The sequence below is a fragment of the Mesorhizobium sp. B2-3-5 genome (assembly GCF_006442395.1).
In the GTDB taxonomy this organism is placed as follows: domain Bacteria; phylum Pseudomonadota; class Alphaproteobacteria; order Rhizobiales; family Rhizobiaceae; genus Mesorhizobium.
The window spans coordinates 13746-32247 of sequence record NZ_VFVX01000041.1 but is presented as its reverse complement, the minus strand read 5'-3'; the positions used below and the strand labels follow the sequence as shown (position 1 = coordinate 32247).

The window sequence follows — 18502 nt, the reverse complement described above, 5'->3', positions numbered from 1 at the left end:
GGTCGGCGAAGACGCGGTAGCGACGCTCGGCATGGAGCTGGTCGATCGCTTCTTCGAAGAACCGCTGGTAATTCATGAGTTCGTCCCCTAATCGAAAAGTTTTCGGCTGGTCCGGGCAATGAATGGGACGACGATTCTCATGCCGCTTTGATTTCCATCAAGGGCAGAGCCCTTCACGCGCAGTTGAACGGTCGGCGGCGAGATGGATCAAATGTCATTCGCTGATGTTGCGCAGGGCCTCGTATCTGACGATCTCAACATTGCGCAGGCCATGCAGGCGGATCATGCCCTTGTCCTTCAGCTTGGTGAACACGCGCGACACGGTCTCGATGGTGAGGCCCAGATAGTCGCCGATATCCATCCGCGACATTGGCAGTTCGACCGGCTGTAGCCCACCCTGGCGCTCGGCCATGTCCAGGAGGAACGCCGCTACGCGTTCGACAGCAGTCTGGCGCCCGAGAACCAGCAGATGCTCCTGTGCCCGCGTCAGACCCTTCAGCGCAAGGGGGAGCAGTTGACGGGAGACGTCCGCGTCAGCCGCGAGCCGGATGGCGCGGACGCCGGTCGCGTTGATGGCTTCGGCAAAGAAATGATGCGTCGTGTCCGCTTCGAAGCCGAACGTCTCGCCGGCAAGGTGAAAGGCACTGATCTGTCGGCGGCCGTCGGCAAGCAGACGGTAGATGCGAGCGGCGCCGAACTCGATCTGGTAGAAGGCTCCGGCCTTCTCGCCCTGAGCATAGATTTCCGAGCCGGCGGTATGGAAACTGACCGGCTGCGGCGCATTGTCGAATGCCGCACTTGGGCCCATTCGTGCGGATTGCGAAGGCAGTGCAATTCGGGAGGCGGTGTAGGCGCGCATGGCTGTTCCCCGGTTGATCCGTGTCACAGCAATCGCGCGAATCCAGCTGTCGCGAAATTCGGTTATGTCCCTAAGGGATATTACCTAGACTGACTGGTAGCGCCATTCCGCTCACCCCCTCGACGCATGCGCCGCGCCGCATACCTTCGAACCCTGGGCCATGACCGCCCCGGACGATTTCGATGGCATCGCGCCTCCCGCATGGGCCTGGCAAGGGCTCGGCATTGACGATCGGGAGACGGTCCTGAGTGGAAATACCAGGATACCGGCAATGTGCCGCTGCTCCCGCCTGGCCCGCCCTAGTCCTTGGCCTCTCGACCGGACACTTGCTCTACGGAAATTCTGAAGAATACGTGAGGGGCGCTATCCGACACCGGCGGCGAGACCGGCTTAAGGCCGCCAGGCTCCCACCAGTCGGTGTGCTTGCTCAGCATCGTCCAGGCATGATCCCGCTCCAGCTTGTGGCCGAGGCGGTCCGGCAGTTCCTGGAAACGACCCTCGACAACCACGCTTTTCCAGTTTCTCCCTTCGCCGCGTTCGCCGACTTGAACGCAAACCATCGGGTTCGCGCGCATGTAGTCGAGCTTCCTACCGGGCATGGAGAACGCATAAAGATGGTTGTCGGCGTGCGCGTAGTGGATTGGCACGACATAAGGTTGTCCGTCTTTCGCGCATGCCAGATGGCCCACACGATTGGCGGTCAGCAACTTCGTACACTCCAGGGTGGAAAGCGTTCGAATGAGCATCGGTGCGATCTCCTATCTTTCGTGACTGTCGAAATTCGTCACGTCGGCGCCGGCGCGGGCGCCGGCGGATTTTCGCCACCATATCGGATGACGTGCCGGCTGGCTGCCTCGGTCAAGCCAGCCGTGACCTCTTCGTCCGAAACCCGCGGAAAGCGTAGGAAATGATAGCTCAATGCGCGGAATTGGCCCGGCTGACTGAGGCATACGACCCGATCCGCTTCGCGCGCGAGATCCGCCACCGCATCCGGGGGAGAGACAGGAATTGCGACAACGATCTCTCTGGGAGAGCGGCGTTTCAGCGCGCGTATCGCCACCTTTATGGTCATTCCTGTCGCGGCTCCGTCGTCGACGACGACCATGGTTTTTCCGGCAGCCGACAAGGGCTTTCGGTTGCCGCGATAGACCAGGCGCCGACGTTCCAGTTCCGGGCGTTCAGCACGGATCAAGGCAGCGAGAGCCGCATCGTCGAGTGCGTAGGTTTCAATGATTTCCCGGTTGAGAACGACGTCCTGCGGCTCGCCATCCACAAGGGCCGCGACTGCGACTTCCGGGTTGCCTGGTGCGCCAACCTTGCAGACGATGAGCAGGTCGAGAGGAGCATTGAGTGCCCTGGCCACCTCCACCGCGACCGGAACGCCACCAAGCGGGAGTGCCAGCACGACCGGTTCGTGCAATTGAAGCTTTGCCAACTCGGCGCCAAGCTTCTCTCCGGCATCCTTTCGGTCACGAAACATCGCTCAGTCCGCCGGCCAAAGTTGACGAAGCGACTTCTTCAGGGAGTTTCTCACCTGGACGATCTCTCCATGCGATATGTGGCGTTCGAGAAGCGCGAAGACAGCATTGAGGGCGACGTCGAAATCGACGTCGTCATCATAGCCGAAGCTTGCTCTGACGCTGGCGATGAAGTCGCGCTTCTTTCTTTCGCACACAGGCGTCGAGGATGGCTTCCAGCCGTCGAAGTAAACGCCGCGGATCAACACGGGCAGTTGTGCCGAAAGGTCGGCCATTTCTGCTGTCGACAGCCAGTCCCGCAACGTGTGCAGAACGGATCGCATCAACCGATAGGCGCTCGGCTCGCTCCAGTTGAGATCCCTGGCGAGTTCCTTGACCCAATGCTCCGCCTGCTGTGAAGCGTGGCTAAATCCGCCAAAGGAAGAATGGGACAAATGGGTCATTGCGCGTGTTCCCTGAAGATTTCCCGCCAGTGTCCAATTTCTTCCCTGTCCGCGCATTGCGTTGGATCAAGTCATACTATCCGCGCCGACGACGCTGGAACGGCTGGCCATCTGTAGGTTCGTGACCCACATCTTCGCGCCGCGGACGGCCACCTGGCGGTGACGTCCGATCGACGAAAGCAGCTTCCGCAACGCTGTCCGATTGACGAGCGGTGAATGCCTGCTGCCCCGGCGACGAAGAAGCGGACAGCGGTGTGCCGGCAGTGACCGGCTTCGCGTCAGCCGCGCCGGTGGTCTAAACAATGATGCGGTGGCTCACAAAAATGATTCAGATCAAGGCGGCGCTTGGTGCGCGCACGGATCATATGAAAATAATGTGGGAACCGATCCAAAGCGCTCCGTTTGACCGGGAGCTTGAACTGGCCGTCTTGGACGAAGACGGCGAGCATGCGCTTGTCTTTCCGTGCAAGAAGATCCTCGGGGGCTGGCAGAACGCCGCAAGCGGCGTGCGTGTCGAAATCCGGCCCACGCATTGGCGTGACTGGCGGAGAGTCGACAGGGCAACGACCGACCGGCCTGCCAGCCAGCCTTAGTTCTTCGATTCGACGATCAAGGCCATGCGCACGAGATGCGAAAGGCTGCCGGCGCCCATTTTGCTCATGACATTGGCGCGATGAATTTCAACCGTGCGGGGGCTGATGCCCAGGTCATAGGCGATGGTCTTGTTGGGCATGCCGGAGACAAGCCCATCGAGAACCTGCCGTTCCCGTTCCGACAGCGTCGACCGACGTCGTTGTATGTCGGCGGATTGGGGATGCGTGGCGTTCAGCTGATTGCTGTTATCCAAGGCGGAGCGGATCGCGCCGAGCAGGGCTTCGTCGTCGAAGGGTTTTTCGATGAAATCGGCAGCGCCTTCCTTCATCGCTTGAACGGCAAGCGCCACATCCGCGTGCCCGGTCATGACAATGACCGGCAGTTTGTAACCCCGCTTCCTGAGTTCTCGCAGCAGTTCAATCCCATCGATGCCGGGCATGCGGACATCGGTCACGACGCAGCCTTCCAGGCGGTCGGTGGCGGCAGTCAAGAATGCCGTTGCCGATTCATGCAGGCGAACGGCAAAATCGGCAGTCGCCAGCAAAAAACCGAGCGACTTGCGAACATCCACATCGTCGTCAACCACATGCACGAGATCAATGGCGGCCACTGGCGACCTCTTCCTTTTCGATGATGCGCAAGGTGAATCGAAAGGCTGTTCCCCCGTCGGGCATAGGCTCGGCCCAGATGTGCCCACCGTGCGACTCCACGATGGTGCGGCAAATGGACAGCCCGACACCCATACCCTGCTTCTTGGTCGTTACAAATGGCTGGAAAAGCTGGGCGGAAACCTCCGGCGAAAGTCCGCTCCCCGTATCGATCACACTGACCTCCGCCATGCCGTCCGCTCGTGCGACGGTCGTGACGTGCAACTCGCGCCGCGGCGTGCCTTGCATGGCCTCCACCGCGTTGCGCATCAGGTTCAGCAGGACCTGCTGGATCTGGATGCGATCGGTCAGCACGAGTTCGGCTGCAGGATCAAGTTTGAAAGAGACTTTCAGGTCCATTTCCCTCGCGCCCACGAGCGCCAGGGATGAGGCCTCGTCGATCAACGCGGGCAACCGTTCGACCTGGCGCTCGCTCTCGCCCCTCGCAACGAAGTCGCGAAGGTGTCGAATGACTTCACCGGCCCGAAGAGCTTGTTCGGCCGCCTTCTCGACCGCGTCGCGAAGCATCGGGGCGTTCTCTTCCGTGCTCTTCTCAAGCAGCCTGCGGCTGCCTTTCAGGTAATTGGTGATGGCGGTGAGCGGCTGGTTGATCTCGTGCGCCAAGGTGGAGGCCATCTCTCCAAGCGCGGTAAACCGCGCCATATGGAGCAGTTCCATCTGCTGTTCCTGTATTCTCGCTTCCGCCCGGTGACGCTCCGTCAGATCGCGGCAGAAGCCGGTAAAGAACCGTCCGGTCCCCGGGTTCATTTCGCCCACGGCAAGCTCCATCGGGAAGGTGGAGCCATCCTTGCGCATACCGGTGACGGTGCGGCCGAGCCCAATGATCCGGCGTTCTCCCGTCGTGAGGTAGCGGTGCAGGTAGGCATCGTGCTCGCCGCGATAGGGAGACGGCATCAAGATATTGACGTTCTGGCCGATGACTTCACTTGCCCGAAAACCGAACAATGTTTCGGCCGCGGTGCTGAAGGACTGAATGCGGCCTTGTTCATCGATGACGACCATCGCATCGGGCACCGTTGCCAGGATCGAGCGCAAATGGTCTTCGCGAAGCTGCAGGGCGGCATTGGCAAACGAAAGTTCGCTGACGTCATTGCCTTCGACAAAGATGGCTGTGATGCGGCCATCGTCGGCCTTGATCGGTTGGTAAACGAAATCCAGGATGCGCTCTTCGACAGCCTCGTCATTCTTGTTTCGCAGGATGATCTTGACCCCACGGCCCCGGTACGGTTCGCCGGTCTGGAACACCTGGTCGAGCTGCTCGTAGAAGCCTTGTCCCTCAAGTTCCGGCAGGGCATCGCGAACCGATTTGCCGATGACTTGTCGTTGCCCGATAAGGCGTTGGTAGGCTGTATTGGTCAGTTCGAAAATGTGACCCGGTTCGCGCAGCAGCGTCATGAAACCGGGAGCCTGGTCGAACATCAACGCCAACTGCTCGAGTTCGGCCTGCGTCCGCCGATCGGCGCCGACGCGATCGGTGACCTCATTCACAAAACAGAGAACGCCGCCGATCGTGCCATCATCGTCGACGACCGGTGAATACGAGATATCGAAATAGGCTTCCTCGCCAAAACCATGTCGCTCCATATGGAACGGGCGGGCTTTTGCGACGACGGTTTCTCCGCGTTCGCGGACCTTGCGAAGCAGCGGTTCGAGGTCCGCCCACAACTCCGCGCGGCTTTCCACCGCGGGCCTGCCGTATGCCCATGGGTGTTTTTCGCCGAGCGAAGGGATGTGGGCATCATTGTACAGGGCGACATATTCCGGCCCCCAGAACAGTACGATCGGAACCTTTGCCGGCAGCATTGTGCACACTGTGCTTGTCAGCGTCCGGGACCACGACGCGATTGGACCGATCGGCGACTTCGGCCAGTCACAGGACATGATCAACCTGCCGATCTCGCTGTCTCCAAGTGACAATGCAGATCTCAGCATTGCCATGCCGTCGGACGAGATTGGTACTCCTTCGGTGTTCACATGAAGTTCCCGATGCGCAGAACAGCTCGGTGGCTGATCTATCATTCAATCGCTTTGTAATCACGCAAAACCAGCAACGGATGTCCGTCGCAGGCGGATTCTGGATTTGATGCGCGTCAAGGCGCCGGGCGCGGATGAATGCACTGGATGCTGCGCTCAATCCCTCGCGAGGTCGCCACAATGTCCTACAAGTCAATCGCCGTGAATCTTGCCGTGGATACGGCCCCCGATCCAATCCTGAAGGTTGCCGTTGACCTTGCCGGTCGATTTGGCGCCCGCCTCATCGGCCTGGCCGCGGCTGATGTGCCGCCTCTCGTAACCACCGGCGACGGCTTGGTCTTCGAAGGCGAGATCATGCAGATCCAACGAGAGGAAATCGAAAAGCGACTGGGCGAACTCAAGTCCGCGTTCGCGAGACTGGTTCCAGCGTCGATCAACAGCGAATGGGGCCAAGCGGTCTGCGGCCCGACGCGTTTCCTCACGGTCTCCGCCCGCGCCGCCGATCTCCTCATCGTCGGAAGCGAGCAGAAGGGCAATGTGTATCGGGCCGTGGATTTCGGCAGCCTTGCACTTGGTGCCGGCCGGCCCGTCCTTGTCTGCGCGAACAATGTCGAAGTCGTGCCGATAAAGGCCGTGCTCCTCGCCTGGAAGGACACGAGGGAAGCCCGGCGGGCGGTTTCGGATGCATTGCCCATGATGGCGAAGGCGGATGACGTGGTCGTCGCGAACATGGATACGGATCCTGATGGCAGTATCCGCAACAGCCTGGACGATGTCATCGCCTTCCTCGGCGTTCACGGCATCAAGGCACGCTCTGAACTCATCGCGGCCGAGGGGGATGGCGAGCAACTGCTGGAATTCGCACGATCGATCCACGCCGATGTGATCGTTTCGGGCGCATACGGTCATAGCCGGCTGCGAGAATGGGCCTTTGGCGGCGTCACGCGGACATTGCTCGAAGACAGCGGTATCAACCGTCTCCTTTCCTACTGATGTTCTCTCGTCATGCACGCTGATTGCTGTCGGCCAACCCAGCGATCTGGATTGGCCGGCAGCAAAGGAAACGCAACATGCAGTCCGCCCCCGCTTCGATAGGCATTGCAAGTCCGCAAGGCGCCTACTGGTCAATCGAGAGCAGCGAGCTGTTGCAGCGTCTGCAAGCGTCGGCGACGGGGCTAGCGAGCGCCGAAGCCGAAGCGCGGCTCGCCAAAATCGGCCGGAACAGTCCGACATCGCAAACCAGCTCTTCGGCGCTGAGCGTGTTCGGCCGGCAATTTCGCAGCCCGCTCGTTCTCATCCTCATCTTTGCCGCCGTCGTTTCGGCGTTCGTTGGAGATGGCCAGGAGGCCGCGATCATCGGCGTGATCGTGTTGGCGAGCTGCGCGCTGAGCTTCACGCAGGAATACGGCGCCTCGCGGGCGACGCAAGCACTGAAACAGCGCATTTCGCGCAAGGCGGCCGTCTTGCGCGACAATGCCGAGCGCTCCGTCGATGCCGAGGGGATCGTACCGGGCGACATAGTGCGGCTCTCGGCCGGGAATCTGATTCCAGCGGATGGTGTCCTCCTCGAAACCTGTGATTTCAATGTCAGCGAGGCCGTGCTCACCGGCGAGACATTTCCGGCCGTGAAGGCACCGGGGCGATCGGCGCCGGATGCTCCCATTGCCAAGCGCTCCAACGCGGTGTTCACAGGCACGTCGGTGCGCAGCGGGACCGCCACCATGCTGGCCGTAAATACCGGAAGCCGCACCGAGTTCGCCTCCATCGCCGCGGCTCTGGAACGGAATATTCCTGAAACAGGATTTGCCAAGGGGATCAGGCGGTTCGGCTACCTGATGACCGAGATAATGCTGGCAATCGTCATCATTGTTTTCTTTGCCAATCTGCTGCTGCAACGGCCCTTGATCGAGTCCCTGCTGTTTTCCCTGGCTCTGGCGGTCGGCCTCACGCCGGAACTGCTCCCGGCCATCATCATTGTGACGTTGGCCAAAGGCGCGCGCGCCATGGCGGCAAATGGGGTCATCGTGCGGCGTCTCGACGCGATCGAAAACCTGGGCAGCATGGATCTGCTTTGCACCGACAAGACCGGAACCTTGACGGAAGGGGTTATCCATCTTGACGGATGGGTTGACGTCGATGGCAATCCGTCGGCCGACATCCTGCTTTGGGCGCGTCTCAATGCGTGCCTGCAGACCGGACTGAAAAACCCTTTGGATGAAGCGATAGCAGCAGCACAAGGTGGCGGCTCCAATCAGGAAGCCTTCGTCAAAGTCGATGAAATTCCGTATGATTTCATCCGCAAGAGGCTGTCGGTCGTCGTGCGCGGCAAAGGAGCTGACGACCTTCTGATCTGCAAGGGCGCGGTTCAGAATGTGCTTGAGGCCTGCAGCTCGGTTCGTACCGCAAAGGGGTCGGAACCGCTTGGTTCCGAGCAGCGCGATGCAATCGAGGCGAAGTTCCGCGGTTGGAGCGCCGATGGCTACCGTGTGCTCGGCGTGGCTGTTCGTGAGCACGAAAAGCGGGCACATTGCACCAGAGACGACGAGATTGCACTCGACTTCGCAGGTTTCCTGCTCTTCCTTGATCCGCCCAAGGCTGGGGTGCGTGAAACGCTGGCGGCACTCGGTCATCGCGGCATCGCGGTGAAGGTCATCTCCGGGGACAATCGCTACGTCGCGGCACACCTTGCCGACGCGGTGGGGCTGCGCTCGGATCGCATCATGACAGGCGAGGATCTGGCAAAGCTCACCAAGAGCGCACTCTTCGGGCGCGCAAAAAACACGGACCTCTTTGTCGAAATCGATCCCAACCAGAAGGAACGCATCGTCGAAGCCTTCAGAAGCCACGGACACGTCGTCGGCTACATGGGAGACGGCATCAATGACGCGCCGGCCCTCCACGAGGCCGACATCGGCATTTCGGTGGACACGGCCGTCGACGTCGCCAGGGAGGCCGCCGACATCATCCTTCTGAAGCAAGATCTGGGTGTCGTCGTGCGCGGTGTCGACGATGGGCGCAAGACCTTCGCCAACACGATGAAATATATCTCGATCACCACCAGCGCCAATTTCGGCAACATGATCAGCATGGCGGTCGCATCTTTGTTTCTGCCATTCCTGCCGATGCTGGCAACGCAGATCCTGCTGAACAATCTGCTCTCCAGCATTCCATCGCTGGCAATCGCCGCGGACAATGTCGATGCGGAGCAGACCAGCCGGCCGCGCCGATGGGACATCCACATCATCAGGCGCTTCATGATCAGCTTTGGTTTGCTGAGCTCCATGTTCGATTTCGCGACTTTTGCCTTTCTGTTGCTCGTCATTCACGCCGCCCCCGACGCATTTCGGACGGCGTGGTTCGTCGAGTCGCTAATGACCCAACTGGCGATCGTGCTGATCGTGCGCACGCACAAACCGTTCTGGGCAAGCCGCCCCGGCAAGGCGCTGGCCTGGCTGACCGTGGCGGTCGGCTTTGCGGCTGTCGCCATTCCCTATGTGCCGTTGTCAGCCGCATTTGGGTTCGTCCCGTTGCCGTTGACCGTCCTTTCCGGCCTTCTCGCAATCACGGCAACGTATCTGGGGGCATCCGAAGCCACCAAACGATGGTTCTTTGGACAGGAAATCCACCGCCGGCGACACACGCGTGAGCGAGGCGTCGACGCTCGCCATGGAGCATGACGCAAGCACCTGAAACGCAAGGCTCATTGTTCTCGGTCAACACGATGGCGGCCCATACTGTGCTCGCGCCCTTGTCTTCTCGCAAGTTACCGCGCAGGTTTGTCTTCCTGATCCGTCAGGATGCGTTCCGCGGCGCCGTCAAGGTCCTCATATTGACCACTCTTCAAGGCCCAAAGGAAACCGACAAGGCCGAGTGTGCCAAGAAAGAGAGCGACCGGAATCAGGTAGACGAGCGTTGTCATGACAGAGCGGCCGAGGGTTGGGCTTTGGAACCGAGCGTGTCGGAAGACGGGCGCTTGCGCCGGACGGATTCATGCAGGCGCAACGCGTTTGCAATGACCAACAGCGAGGAAATCGACATCGCGGCGGCCGCGATCAGCGGCGTGACGTGGCCCAGGATCGCGACTGGCACTGCGATCGCATTGTAGATGATGGCCAGGGCGACATTCTGGCGAATGAGCCGGTCCGCTTTTCGCGAAACGTCCAGCGCGAAGGGAATCGCCAGGAGGCTTTCGCGAAGGAACACAAAGTCCGCGGCGCTGCGGCCGATGTCGGCCGCCGTGGCTGGAGCGATGGAGACGTGCGCCGCGCTGAGCGCCGGCGTGTCGTTCAAGCCGTCGCCGACCATCAGAACCCTGTGCCCGGCTCTCGCGAGGTCTTCCACGCGTTCGACCTTTCCGGACGGCAAGAGGCACGGAACGAAGTTGCCGATAGCCAGCGTCTGCGCGACTTGGCCACAGGCACGCGCCGTGTCGCCGGACAGCATTTCGATTGAAACTCCAGCGTCTTCCAACTGGATCAGAGCTGTCCGGGCGTCGGAGCGCAGCGCATCGTCGAATTCAAAGGTAGCCACGATCATGCCGTTCTTCGCCAAGACCGTTCCGCCGAAGCCATGCTTGCCTTCACCCCCGGTTCTGGCTTTCCACCCTGCCCAGCCCCGCCGGCCCAACCGCCAGGTGCTTCCCGCCGCAACGGCCTCAATGCCAAAACCCGGATGTTCGGTGACGTCGTCGAATTTCATTTGCCCGCCGGGACCGGCAAAACCGGCGATCGCTCTTGAGAAAGGATGGCGAGAGTTCGAGGCCATGTCGGCCGCGATCGCCAGCATGGCCGGGTCGATCGACGGCGCATTGACGAGGCGGGGCTGTCCGAGGGTGAGCGTACCTGTCTTGTCGAACGCCGCGATATCGATTGTTGCCAGACGCTCCATCGCTGAACCATCCTTGACCATGATGCCGTTTTCGAACAAGCGCCGTGCGGCGACCACCTGCACGATCGGCACCGCGAGGCCCAGCGCGCAGGGACAAGTGATGATCAGGACGGCGATCGCGATGGTAATGGACCTATGCCAGTCGCCGGTGGCGGCCATCCATCCGAGGAATGTCGCAAAGGCGGTGAGGTGAACCACCGGGGCATAGAGCGCCGAGACCCGATCGGCGATGCGGCGGTACTTCGCACGTCCGCCCTCGGCGGCCTCCATCAGCCGAACCATCTCGGCCAGAAACGAGTCCTTCGCCGCAGCTGTACATTCGATCGTCAGCGGTCCGGTCAGGTTGAGGATGCCGGCCTGGACGATCTGTCCGATGGATGCGTTTCGCGGCGTGCTCTCGCCGGAGACCAGGGAACAATCGAGATCCGATGTCCCTTTGACAATCCGTCCGTCCACCGGAACCCTTTCGCCCGCAGCCACAAGCACGTGCATTCCAGGTTCAATTTCCTCGACAGCCAGATAGTCGCGCGAACCATCGCCGCGCACGATCGTCGCGCCGCGGGCGGCAAGCCGCGACAAGCCCTTCACAGCGGTTCGCGCGCGTTCACGCATGACATGGTCGAGCGTTCTGCCGATCAGCAGGAAAAAGAGGAGCGATACCGAGGCATCGAAATACGCGTGATCGCCATGGTTGATCGTCTCGTAAAGGCTCATTGCATAGGCCAGAGAGACGCCCACCGCGATCGGGACATCCATGTTCATGCGACCATGCCGCAAAGCGGTCCAGGCCGAGCGAAAGAAGATGCCGCCGGCGAACGCAAGCGCGGGAATGGCAATAAGCGCCGATACCCAATGGAACAGGTCACGCGTCGCGCCCTGCGCTCCAGACCAGACCGAGACGGAAAGGAGCATGATGTTGCCCGCGGCAAAGCCCGCCACAGCCACGGCGCGAATCAATTCCGACAACGTCTCGTCACTTTGGTCGGCTGCCGGATCGTAAAGGTGCGCGTCGTAGCCAAGCCTGCCAAGTGTAGCCACGAATGGCGGCACTGCGCCATCACGCCAGCGGACCGAGACGCGTTTGGTCGACAGGTTTACGCGCGCGCTCTCGACCCGCTCAAGGCCGGCGAGCGCCGTCTCGACAATCTGGATGCAGGCGCCGCAATGGACCGCGGGCACGGAAAGGTCGGTTTGGATGATGCCGTCGCCAAGCGGCCGGCTTGCCAGGTTGATTTCCTGGCTCGATGGTAGATTTGCAGTCGAGCCGCCCAGATCCAGCGCGGACTCAACGCCGGGTGCGCAACAACTCATTGGATCTCACCGTGGGCGATGATGAGCCGCCGAACCTCGCGATACGGCTCGGAGAGCCCCGCGTCCGAATCAACTTCCACGATCCAGACCCCGTCTTTTGGCTGATGGCGCGCGGCGAATTCCTGTCCAACACCCGAAGCCAGAATGACCAGCTTGTCTCCTTTCTCGTATGCCGGGTGGCGAAACATCACTTTGACGCCGTGCAATGCGACCGGCTTGCCGGAGGCATCCGCCAGGCTGTAGCGGATGTCTCCGCCCGATATGACGAGTTGGCTTTTCCAGCCGAGTGATGCCTGGGCGCGGCCTTGCTCGGCCTTCTTGTTAAACTGCTGGCTGGCGACAAAGGTATTTTCGACGACGAGGCCGGTCCAAGTGGTGTTTGCAATGGTCGCCATCAAGACGTTGACTCCGATGACGACACCGAAAAAAGCGACGAAGACGGCCAACATGTGCCGACCGGTGAATTCGCGGGGCCTCCGTGTCGCGACACTCATTTGCTGCTCTCCGGCGCGTTGAAGGTGGCGGTGTATTGGTTCGACTCGAATGATGCCTTGTCCTCGGCCACGAACCTGAAGGTCTGCGTTGCACCCTGAATCCGAGCGACTGGAAGGCGCACGAAAATCTTCAGCGTCTTCAAACGGTCGGGTTCGACCGGGATCGCAAAGGAGCGCCCTGCCGGAAGCTCGCTGCCAACGAGGCTCATTTCCGCGCCTTCGAGCCCTTCCAGCCTGACGACAATTGTCCTCGGCTCCGGGATCATGTTGAGAAGCTTGACCGTGTAGCCATTGCGAATGGCGCCATCCGACAAAGTGACAAATTGCGGGTTGCGGTCGTGGAGCACGTTCACTTCAAGCCGGTCGCGTGTCAGAAGCGAGTAGAGCAATGCCAGGCCGAGCATGGACCATAGGCCCATGTAAGCGAAGGTGCGTGGCCGAAAGATCTTCCTCAGGTGGAAGTGGGCAACCTTGTCGGAAAATTCTCCGTCACCGGTCCTGATCAACGAAGGCGTGATGGGCAACGTCCCCTGAGCCGTGGCCAGGGCCATATTGGCATTGTAGTCGGTCAGCGTGGCGTAGGAGATCAGTCCGCGCTCTCTGCCGAGCTTGTCCATGACCCCGTCGCAGGCATCGATGCACAGAGCGCAGGTAATGCATTCGAGCTGCTGGCCGTCGCGGATGTCGATGCCCATCGGGCAGACGGCAACACAGGCGTTGCAATCGACGCAATCCCCTGTTGGAAGGCCCGCCGCCTGGGCTTTCTTGGCGTGTCGCGAACGCGGCTCGCCGCGCCAGTCATTGTAGGTGACGGTCAGCGAACTCTCGTCAAGCATGGCTGCCTGAATCCGCGGCCATGGGCACATGTATGTGCAGATCTGTTCGCGCATCAGTCCGCCGAAGGTGTAGGTCGTCGCTGTGAGCACACCGATCGTGATGTAGGCGATAGGTGCTGCAGCGCCCGTGATGACCTCTCCAAGCAGCGTCGGCGCATCGGCGAAATAGAAGATCCATGCTCCGCCTGTCGCGATGGCGATAACCAGCCAGATGAGATGTTTGGCCGTACGAAGGCCGAGCTTGCGAATTGTCCAGGGTCCGGCGTCCAGTTTCATGCGTGCATTGCGATCACCCTCGATCGCCCGTTTGACGACAAGAAACAGATCGACCCAGACGGTCTGCGGGCAAGCGTAGCCGCACCAGGCTCGCCCGACCGTCGACGTCAGCAGGAAGAGGCCGACCCCGGCCATCACGAGGAGGCCAGCGACGTAGTAGAATTCCTGCGGCCAGATCTCGATGAAGAAGAAGTAGAAACGCCGATTTGCGAGATCCACCAGCACCGCCTGGTCCGGTGCGTATGGGCCGCGGTCCCACCGCAGCCACGGTGTCAGGTAGTAGATGCCAAGGGTGATGGCCATCACCACCCACTTGAACTGGCGAAACCGACCAGAAGCACGCTTGGGAAAGATCTTTTTGCGCGCCGCATAAAGCGGCTGCCGCATCTTGGCGGAATTGACCGGCTCTGCCTCAAGCCGTTCTATCTGTGTTTGATCCAGCACAGGTATCTCCAAACGCGTAGCCGATGATCTCGCGTTGGACAGGTTTGCCGCATGGCGGTCCAGGCCGCGTTGATGCAAGTCAATCCGCTATCAGTCCACAAAACAGTCGAGGCCCGGCATAGCCGGGCCTCGTCGCTTTGGCGGCAGAGGGCAGGGAATAGGTCTCCCGCTTCCTATTCTCCACCGCCAAGCGAATGGATGTAAACAGCGAGTTCCTTGACCTTGGTCTCCCCCAGACGCGGACCCCAGGCAGGCATCACACCATTCCTGGGCGCACGTATCTGTGCCGCGATCGCAGCTTCACCCGAACCGTAAAGCCAGATCGCGTCGGTCAGATTGGGTGCACCGACCTCGCGGTTGCCTTTTGCGGTGTCGCCGTGGCAGGCGGCGCAATTATCCGCGAACACCTTGGCGCCCGGAGCGATCAGGGCGGCGTTGTCAACGGTGCCCGACAGGCTGGCGACGAAAGTGCTGACCTGCGCGATCTGCTCCGCAGACAGGACCTCCGCGAAGGCCGGCATCTCCGAAGCCCGTGTGTCGGAGTCGGATGAAAAGCGAATTCCGTGCGTAATTGTCTGCTGGATCTGATCCGGCTTGCCGCCCCAAAGCCAATCATCGTCATTGAGATTGGGAAAGCCTTTCGATCCCGTCGCGCCGGAACCATGACATTGAGTGCAATTGACCTTGAACGCGGCTCCGCCGGCAGCGACGGCGAACTCCCGCAATGAATCGTCGGCGAGTATTTCGGAGACCGATTTGGACTGCACCGCCGCCACATATTTGTCCCTGGCGGCATCGGCGGCCGCGAGTTCGTTCTTGACCTCGTTGCGGCTGGAATAGCCAAGCACGCCTTTGGTCGCGGATGTCAGCATCGGCCAGGCAGGATAGGCGACCGTATAGCCGATTGCCCAGACGATGGTGATGTAGAAGGTAATGACCCACCACCGCGGGAGCGGATTGTTGAGTTCCCTGATACCATCCCATTCATGGCCAGTCGTGGAGACGCCCGACACCTCGTCGATATGCTGGTCGCTCATGGTCAGTCGTCCTTAAGAGGGATTCGGGCTGCTTCGTCGGCTTGGCTCTTGCCTCCAGGTCGGAGAGCGAAAACGATCGCCCCGACAAAGAACAGGGCCATGAAAAGCAGCACCCAACTGTCGGCGAATTGCCGCATCGCATTGTAATCCATGGCATTCTCCTCAGCGGTATCCGGCAGATTCGTCGTAGTTCTTGAAGTCGACCAAAGTCCCGAGGACCTGCAGATAGGCGACAAGTGCGTCCATCTCGCTTACCTGGCTTGGATTGCCGTCGAAATCGCCGACCTTGGCCTTCGGATAGCGTTTCAGAAGTGCGGTCGTGTCGGCAGCCGGATCCGCCTGCGCTTTCATGTCGGCATCGGCGTTGGCGATCATGTCGGGCGTATAGGGAACACCAACACGAGCGTTCGCGACGAGATGCGTCGAGAAGTTTTTCAGGTCGAGTGGCGTGTCCTTCAGGAAGCCATAGCTCGGCATGACCGATTCAGGCACCACCGACTGTGGATTGGTCAGGTGCTGGGCGTGCCATTCGTTTGAATAGCGGTCGCCGACACGCGCCAGATCGGGGCCGGTACGCTTGGATCCCCACTGAAAGGGGTGATCGTACATCGACTCCGCCGCGAGGCTGTAATGGCCATAGCGCTCGACCTCGTCGCGGAAGGGCCTGATCATCTGGCTGTGGCAGAGATAACAGCCTTCGCGCACGTATATGTTGCGCCCGGCGAGCTCGAGCGGCGAATACGGCCGCATGCCTTCGACCTTCTCGATGGTGTTGTCGAGATAGAAGAGCGGTGCGATCTCGACGATGCCGCCTATCGTCACGACCAGCAGGGAGCCGACCAGAAGAAGCGTCGCGTTCTTTTCGATGACCGAGTGTCTGTCCATCAAGCTCATTGGAATGGCTCCTTACTGCGCAGGCTGAAGGGCGGGGACCGAGCCCGGCATGGGTGCCTCTTCGCGCTGGTGACCGAGGATCGTCATGGCGATGTTCCAGGCCATGATGAGGGCGCCAGAGAGATACATCGCCCCGCCGATGGCACGCATCACGTAGTAGGGGTGCATGGCGGCCACGGACTCGGCGAAGGAATAGACCAGGAAGCCCTGTTCGTCGTATTCGCGCCACATCAGGCCCTGCATGATGCCGGAGACCCACATCACCGCCGCGTAGACCACGATGCCAAGCGTCGCGAGCCAGAAGTGCCACGTCACCAGGCGGAGCGAATAGAGACGTTCGCGGTTCCAAAGCTTCGGAACCATGTAGTAGAGCGCGCCGAACGAGATCAGGCCGACCCAACCGAGCGCACCCGAGTGAACGTGGCCGATCGTCCAGTCGGTATAGTGCGACAGTGAATTCACCGTCTTGATGGACATCATCGGACCTTCGAAGGTCGACATGCCGTAGAAGGCGATGGCAGCGACCATCATGCGGATGATCGGGTCCGTGCGGATCTTGTCCCAAGCGCCCGACAGCGTCATCAGGCCGTTGATCATTCCGCCCCAGGACGGCATCCAAAGCATGATCGAGAACACCATGCCGAGCGTCTGCGCCCAGTCGGGCAGGGCGGTGTAATGCAGGTGATGCGGACCCGCCCAGATATAGAGGAAGATCAGCGCCCAGAAGTGGATGATCGACAGGCGGTAGGAATAGACCGGCCTGTTGGCCTGCTTCGGCACGAAGTAATACATCATGCCAAGGAAGCCCGCGGTGAGGAAGAACCCGACCGCGTTGTGGCCGTACCACCATTGGGTCAGGGCATCCTGCACCCCGGAGAATGCCGAGTAGCTCTTGGAACCCAGGAAGGAGGCCGGCATCGACAGGTTGTTGACCACATGCAACATCGCGATCGTCACGATGAAGGACAGGTAGAACCAGTTGGCGACGTAGATATGCGGCTCCTTGCGCTTCAGGATCGTGCCGAGGAAGAGGATGAGATAGGCGACCCAGACGATGGTCAGCCAGATGTCGACATACCATTCGGGTTCGGCGTATTCGCGAGCTTCGGTAATGCCGATCAGGTAGCCCGTCGCCGCCATCACGATGAAGAGCTGGTAACCCCAGAACACGAACCAGGCGAGATTGCCGCCGAACAGGCGTGCGCGGCAGGTCCGCTGAACAACATAAAATGATGTACACAGCAGCGCATTGCCGGCGAATGCAAAGACAACGCCCGACGTGTGCACCGGCCTTAGCCGACCGAAATTGAACCATGGCTGGATGTTGAGCTGCGGATAAGCCAGCTCCAGCGCGATGACGACGCCGACCAGCATGCCGACGACGCCCCAGAACATGGTCGCTATGGCACCGTAGCGGATGGGGCCATCCATGTAGGCCGCGGGATCGATAGGGGCAGCCGGCGCGAAACTCGTGTTGCGGAGAAGGAGGGCGGTAAATCCAAGCAGCACGACGAACAGGATCCACATGTGTTGCCGGAAGGGCTCGTCCACGCCGAAGCCCGCGGCCACAAGCGCGGCAAAAGCGAATAGGCCCAAAGCAAAGATTTCTGTCCCAAATCTCATGACATGTCCTCGAGCGCGACGTTGATGCGCGGCTGTGAATCCGATGCCGCATCAATTCCGCGAGCGGCCGGCTGGCGCCTTGATCCATGTCAAAGTCCGCGCTTCGCCACTTCGACAATCTTGCGCATTGATTTCACGCGTGGAGGTCCCTGATGGCCAGCGGCAAGTCCTCAGTCGTCGTAAGATGCGATACGCCGGAAGCCTGTCCGGTGGTCACGGCCTGTCTGCAGGGAGGTCGGGTGCCGTGCCTGGACGTCTGTCGCTGGCATGATCAAAAGCTGCGGCTATGTGACGAGCTGGAAGCTATCGCCGACGGATTGCCGGCGAAGGTGGACCGTTTGAAATGCCTCCTGGTCGCGAACGAACTCGTGCCGTTGTTGCGCACAAGCCACGCCTACGAAGAGGAATATATCTTTCCCGCGTTCGCGCGCGACAGCGGTCAAGGCGCATCTCGTACCGCCTCCGTCCGTCGGCTCAAGGCAGAGCACGTCGAGGACGAATGCTCGGCCCAGGACTTGACCGACACCTTGCTTGCCATCGGGCACGGCGGCGCTATCGCCAACCCCGAGGCTTTGGGGTTCATGCTGCGTGGATTCTTCGACAACATGCGCCGGCACGTGGCCTTCGAAAGAGAGCACGTGCTGCCCATGATCCCGGCGAGGCAACTTGACTAGGACGTTTCAC

The 18502-nt window shown here is 60.7% G+C and carries 18 protein-coding genes; 4 read left to right on the top strand and 14 right to left on the bottom strand.

Features of this window, described 5'->3' with window-relative positions; all coding sequences use genetic code 11:
- Positions 1-214 precede the first annotated feature (214 nt).
- From FJ958_RS28010 to FJ958_RS27995, 4 genes are all read right to left on the bottom strand, one after another.
- Positions 215-859, bottom strand: coding sequence for a helix-turn-helix domain-containing protein (locus FJ958_RS28010; protein ID WP_140748319.1), 645 nt, complete (start codon positions 857-859; stop codon positions 215-217).
- A 299-nt stretch (positions 860-1158) separates the two neighbouring features.
- Positions 1159-1605: a pyridoxamine 5'-phosphate oxidase family protein gene (locus FJ958_RS28005; protein ID WP_140748316.1), complete on the bottom strand. Its 447-nt coding sequence runs from the start codon at positions 1603-1605 to the stop codon at positions 1159-1161.
- Between the two features lie 38 nt (positions 1606-1643).
- Positions 1644-2339 carry a phosphoribosyltransferase family protein gene (locus FJ958_RS28000; RefSeq protein WP_140748313.1) on the bottom strand — a complete coding sequence of 232 codons (696 nt, stop codon included), beginning with the start codon at positions 2337-2339 and terminating at the stop codon, positions 1644-1646.
- 3 nt (positions 2340-2342) lie between these two features.
- Positions 2343-2780, bottom strand: a complete 438-nt coding sequence (locus tag FJ958_RS27995) for a DUF2267 domain-containing protein (RefSeq protein WP_140748310.1) — start codon at positions 2778-2780, stop codon at positions 2343-2345.
- Between the two features lie 323 nt (positions 2781-3103).
- Here FJ958_RS27995 and FJ958_RS27990 point away from each other — a divergent pair, with 323 nt between their 5' ends.
- The gene (locus FJ958_RS27990; RefSeq protein ID WP_348642227.1) at positions 3104-3373 is read left to right on the top strand and encodes a hypothetical protein; all 270 of its coding nucleotides are present in this window, start codon (positions 3104-3106) and stop codon (positions 3371-3373) included.
- On the opposite strand, the gene fixJ is transcribed toward FJ958_RS27990, so the two are convergent.
- Together fixJ and FJ958_RS27980 are read right to left on the bottom strand one after the other, a co-directional pair.
- Positions 3370-3984 (bottom strand): response regulator FixJ, encoded by a 615-nt coding sequence (gene fixJ, locus FJ958_RS27985; protein WP_140748307.1) that lies wholly within the window; start codon positions 3982-3984, stop codon positions 3370-3372. The two genes, FJ958_RS27990 and fixJ, sit on opposite strands and share 4 nt — an antisense overlap.
- Complete coding sequence (locus FJ958_RS27980; RefSeq protein WP_348642228.1) at positions 3971-5461, bottom strand: PAS domain S-box protein; 1491 nt, start codon at positions 5459-5461, stop codon at positions 3971-3973. The genes fixJ and FJ958_RS27980 overlap by 14 nt, the downstream gene beginning before the upstream one ends.
- A 735-nt stretch (positions 5462-6196) precedes the next feature.
- Here FJ958_RS27980 and FJ958_RS27975 point away from each other — a divergent pair.
- Complete coding sequence (locus FJ958_RS27975) at positions 6197-7009, top strand: universal stress protein (protein ID WP_140748328.1); 813 nt, start codon at positions 6197-6199, stop codon at positions 7007-7009.
- A 77-nt stretch (positions 7010-7086) separates the two neighbouring features.
- Complete coding sequence (gene mgtA / locus FJ958_RS27970) at positions 7087-9693, top strand: magnesium-translocating P-type ATPase (RefSeq protein ID WP_140748301.1); 2607 nt, start codon at positions 7087-7089, stop codon at positions 9691-9693.
- An 86-nt stretch (positions 9694-9779) separates the two neighbouring features.
- Here mgtA and ccoS read toward each other — a convergent pair whose 3' ends face one another.
- From ccoS to ccoN, 8 genes are all read right to left on the bottom strand, one after another.
- Entirely contained in the window at positions 9780-9935 is a 156-nt protein-coding gene (ccoS, locus tag FJ958_RS27965; protein ID WP_140748298.1) for a cbb3-type cytochrome oxidase assembly protein CcoS, read from the bottom strand.
- Complete coding sequence (locus FJ958_RS27960; protein ID WP_140748295.1) at positions 9932-12214, bottom strand: cation-translocating P-type ATPase; 2283 nt, start codon at positions 12212-12214, stop codon at positions 9932-9934. The genes ccoS and FJ958_RS27960 overlap by 4 nt, the downstream gene beginning before the upstream one ends.
- Positions 12211-12708, bottom strand: a complete 498-nt coding sequence (locus FJ958_RS27955; RefSeq protein ID WP_140748292.1) for a FixH family protein — start codon at positions 12706-12708, stop codon at positions 12211-12213. The genes FJ958_RS27960 and FJ958_RS27955 overlap by 4 nt, the downstream gene beginning before the upstream one ends.
- Positions 12705-14264 (bottom strand): cytochrome c oxidase accessory protein CcoG, encoded by a 1560-nt coding sequence (gene ccoG / locus FJ958_RS27950; protein WP_140748289.1) that lies wholly within the window; start codon positions 14262-14264, stop codon positions 12705-12707. Before ccoG ends, FJ958_RS27955 begins: the two co-directional genes overlap by 4 nt.
- 173 nt (positions 14265-14437) lie before the next feature.
- Complete coding sequence (gene ccoP, locus FJ958_RS27945) at positions 14438-15301, bottom strand: cytochrome-c oxidase, cbb3-type subunit III (protein ID WP_140748286.1); 864 nt, start codon at positions 15299-15301, stop codon at positions 14438-14440.
- A gap of 2 nt (positions 15302-15303) precedes the next feature.
- Positions 15304-15453, bottom strand: a complete 150-nt coding sequence (locus tag FJ958_RS27940; RefSeq protein ID WP_015316364.1) for a cbb3-type cytochrome c oxidase subunit 3 — start codon at positions 15451-15453, stop codon at positions 15304-15306.
- A 10-nt stretch (positions 15454-15463) separates the two neighbouring features.
- Positions 15464-16195, bottom strand: coding sequence for a cytochrome-c oxidase, cbb3-type subunit II (gene ccoO / locus FJ958_RS27935; protein WP_140748283.1), 732 nt, complete (start codon positions 16193-16195; stop codon positions 15464-15466).
- Positions 16196-16207: 12 nt separating this feature from the next.
- Entirely contained in the window at positions 16208-17818 is a 1611-nt protein-coding gene (ccoN, locus tag FJ958_RS27930; RefSeq protein WP_140748280.1) for a cytochrome-c oxidase, cbb3-type subunit I, read from the bottom strand.
- A 152-nt stretch (positions 17819-17970) separates the two neighbouring features.
- Between ccoN and FJ958_RS27925 the strand changes: the two genes are divergently transcribed.
- The gene (locus FJ958_RS27925; RefSeq protein ID WP_140748277.1) at positions 17971-18492 is read left to right on the top strand and encodes a hemerythrin domain-containing protein; all 522 of its coding nucleotides are present in this window, start codon (positions 17971-17973) and stop codon (positions 18490-18492) included.
- Positions 18493-18502 lie beyond the last annotated feature (10 nt).

Bases quoted from the DNA above. Each gene is read 5' to 3' on its own strand.
- ccoN (WP_140748280.1), bottom strand. From the start codon at position 17,818: ATGAGATTTGGGACAGAAATCTTTGCTTTGGGCCTATTCGCTTTTGCC.
- ccoP (WP_140748286.1), bottom strand. From the start codon at position 15,301: ATGAGCGACCAGCATATCGACGAGGTGTCGGGCGTCTCCACGACTGGC.
- ccoS (WP_140748298.1), bottom strand. From the start codon at position 9,935: ATGACAACGCTCGTCTACCTGATTCCGGTCGCTCTCTTTCTTGGCACA.
- FJ958_RS28000 (WP_140748313.1), bottom strand. From the start codon at position 2,339: ATGTTTCGTGACCGAAAGGATGCCGGAGAGAAGCTTGGCGCCGAGTTG.
- FJ958_RS27990 (WP_348642227.1), top strand. From the start codon at position 3,104: ATGATTCAGATCAAGGCGGCGCTTGGTGCGCGCACGGATCATATGAAA.
- FJ958_RS27925 (WP_140748277.1), top strand. From the start codon at position 17,971: ATGGCCAGCGGCAAGTCCTCAGTCGTCGTAAGATGCGATACGCCGGAA.
- FJ958_RS27940 (WP_015316364.1), bottom strand. From the start codon at position 15,453: ATGGATTACAATGCGATGCGGCAATTCGCCGACAGTTGGGTGCTGCTT.
- FJ958_RS28005 (WP_140748316.1), bottom strand. From the start codon at position 1,605: ATGCTCATTCGAACGCTTTCCACCCTGGAGTGTACGAAGTTGCTGACC.
- FJ958_RS27995 (WP_140748310.1), bottom strand. From the start codon at position 2,780: ATGACCCATTTGTCCCATTCTTCCTTTGGCGGATTTAGCCACGCTTCA.
- FJ958_RS27960 (WP_140748295.1), bottom strand. From the start codon at position 12,214: ATGAGTTGTTGCGCACCCGGCGTTGAGTCCGCGCTGGATCTGGGCGGC.
- FJ958_RS27980 (WP_348642228.1), bottom strand. From the start codon at position 5,461: ATGTTCGACCAGGCTCCCGGTTTCATGACGCTGCTGCGCGAACCGGGT.
- ccoO (WP_140748283.1), bottom strand. From the start codon at position 16,195: ATGAGCTTGATGGACAGACACTCGGTCATCGAAAAGAACGCGACGCTT.
- FJ958_RS28010 (WP_140748319.1), bottom strand. From the start codon at position 859: ATGCGCGCCTACACCGCCTCCCGAATTGCACTGCCTTCGCAATCCGCA.
- FJ958_RS27975 (WP_140748328.1), top strand. From the start codon at position 6,197: ATGTCCTACAAGTCAATCGCCGTGAATCTTGCCGTGGATACGGCCCCC.
- FJ958_RS27955 (WP_140748292.1), bottom strand. From the start codon at position 12,708: ATGAGTGTCGCGACACGGAGGCCCCGCGAATTCACCGGTCGGCACATG.
- mgtA (WP_140748301.1), top strand. From the start codon at position 7,087: ATGCAGTCCGCCCCCGCTTCGATAGGCATTGCAAGTCCGCAAGGCGCC.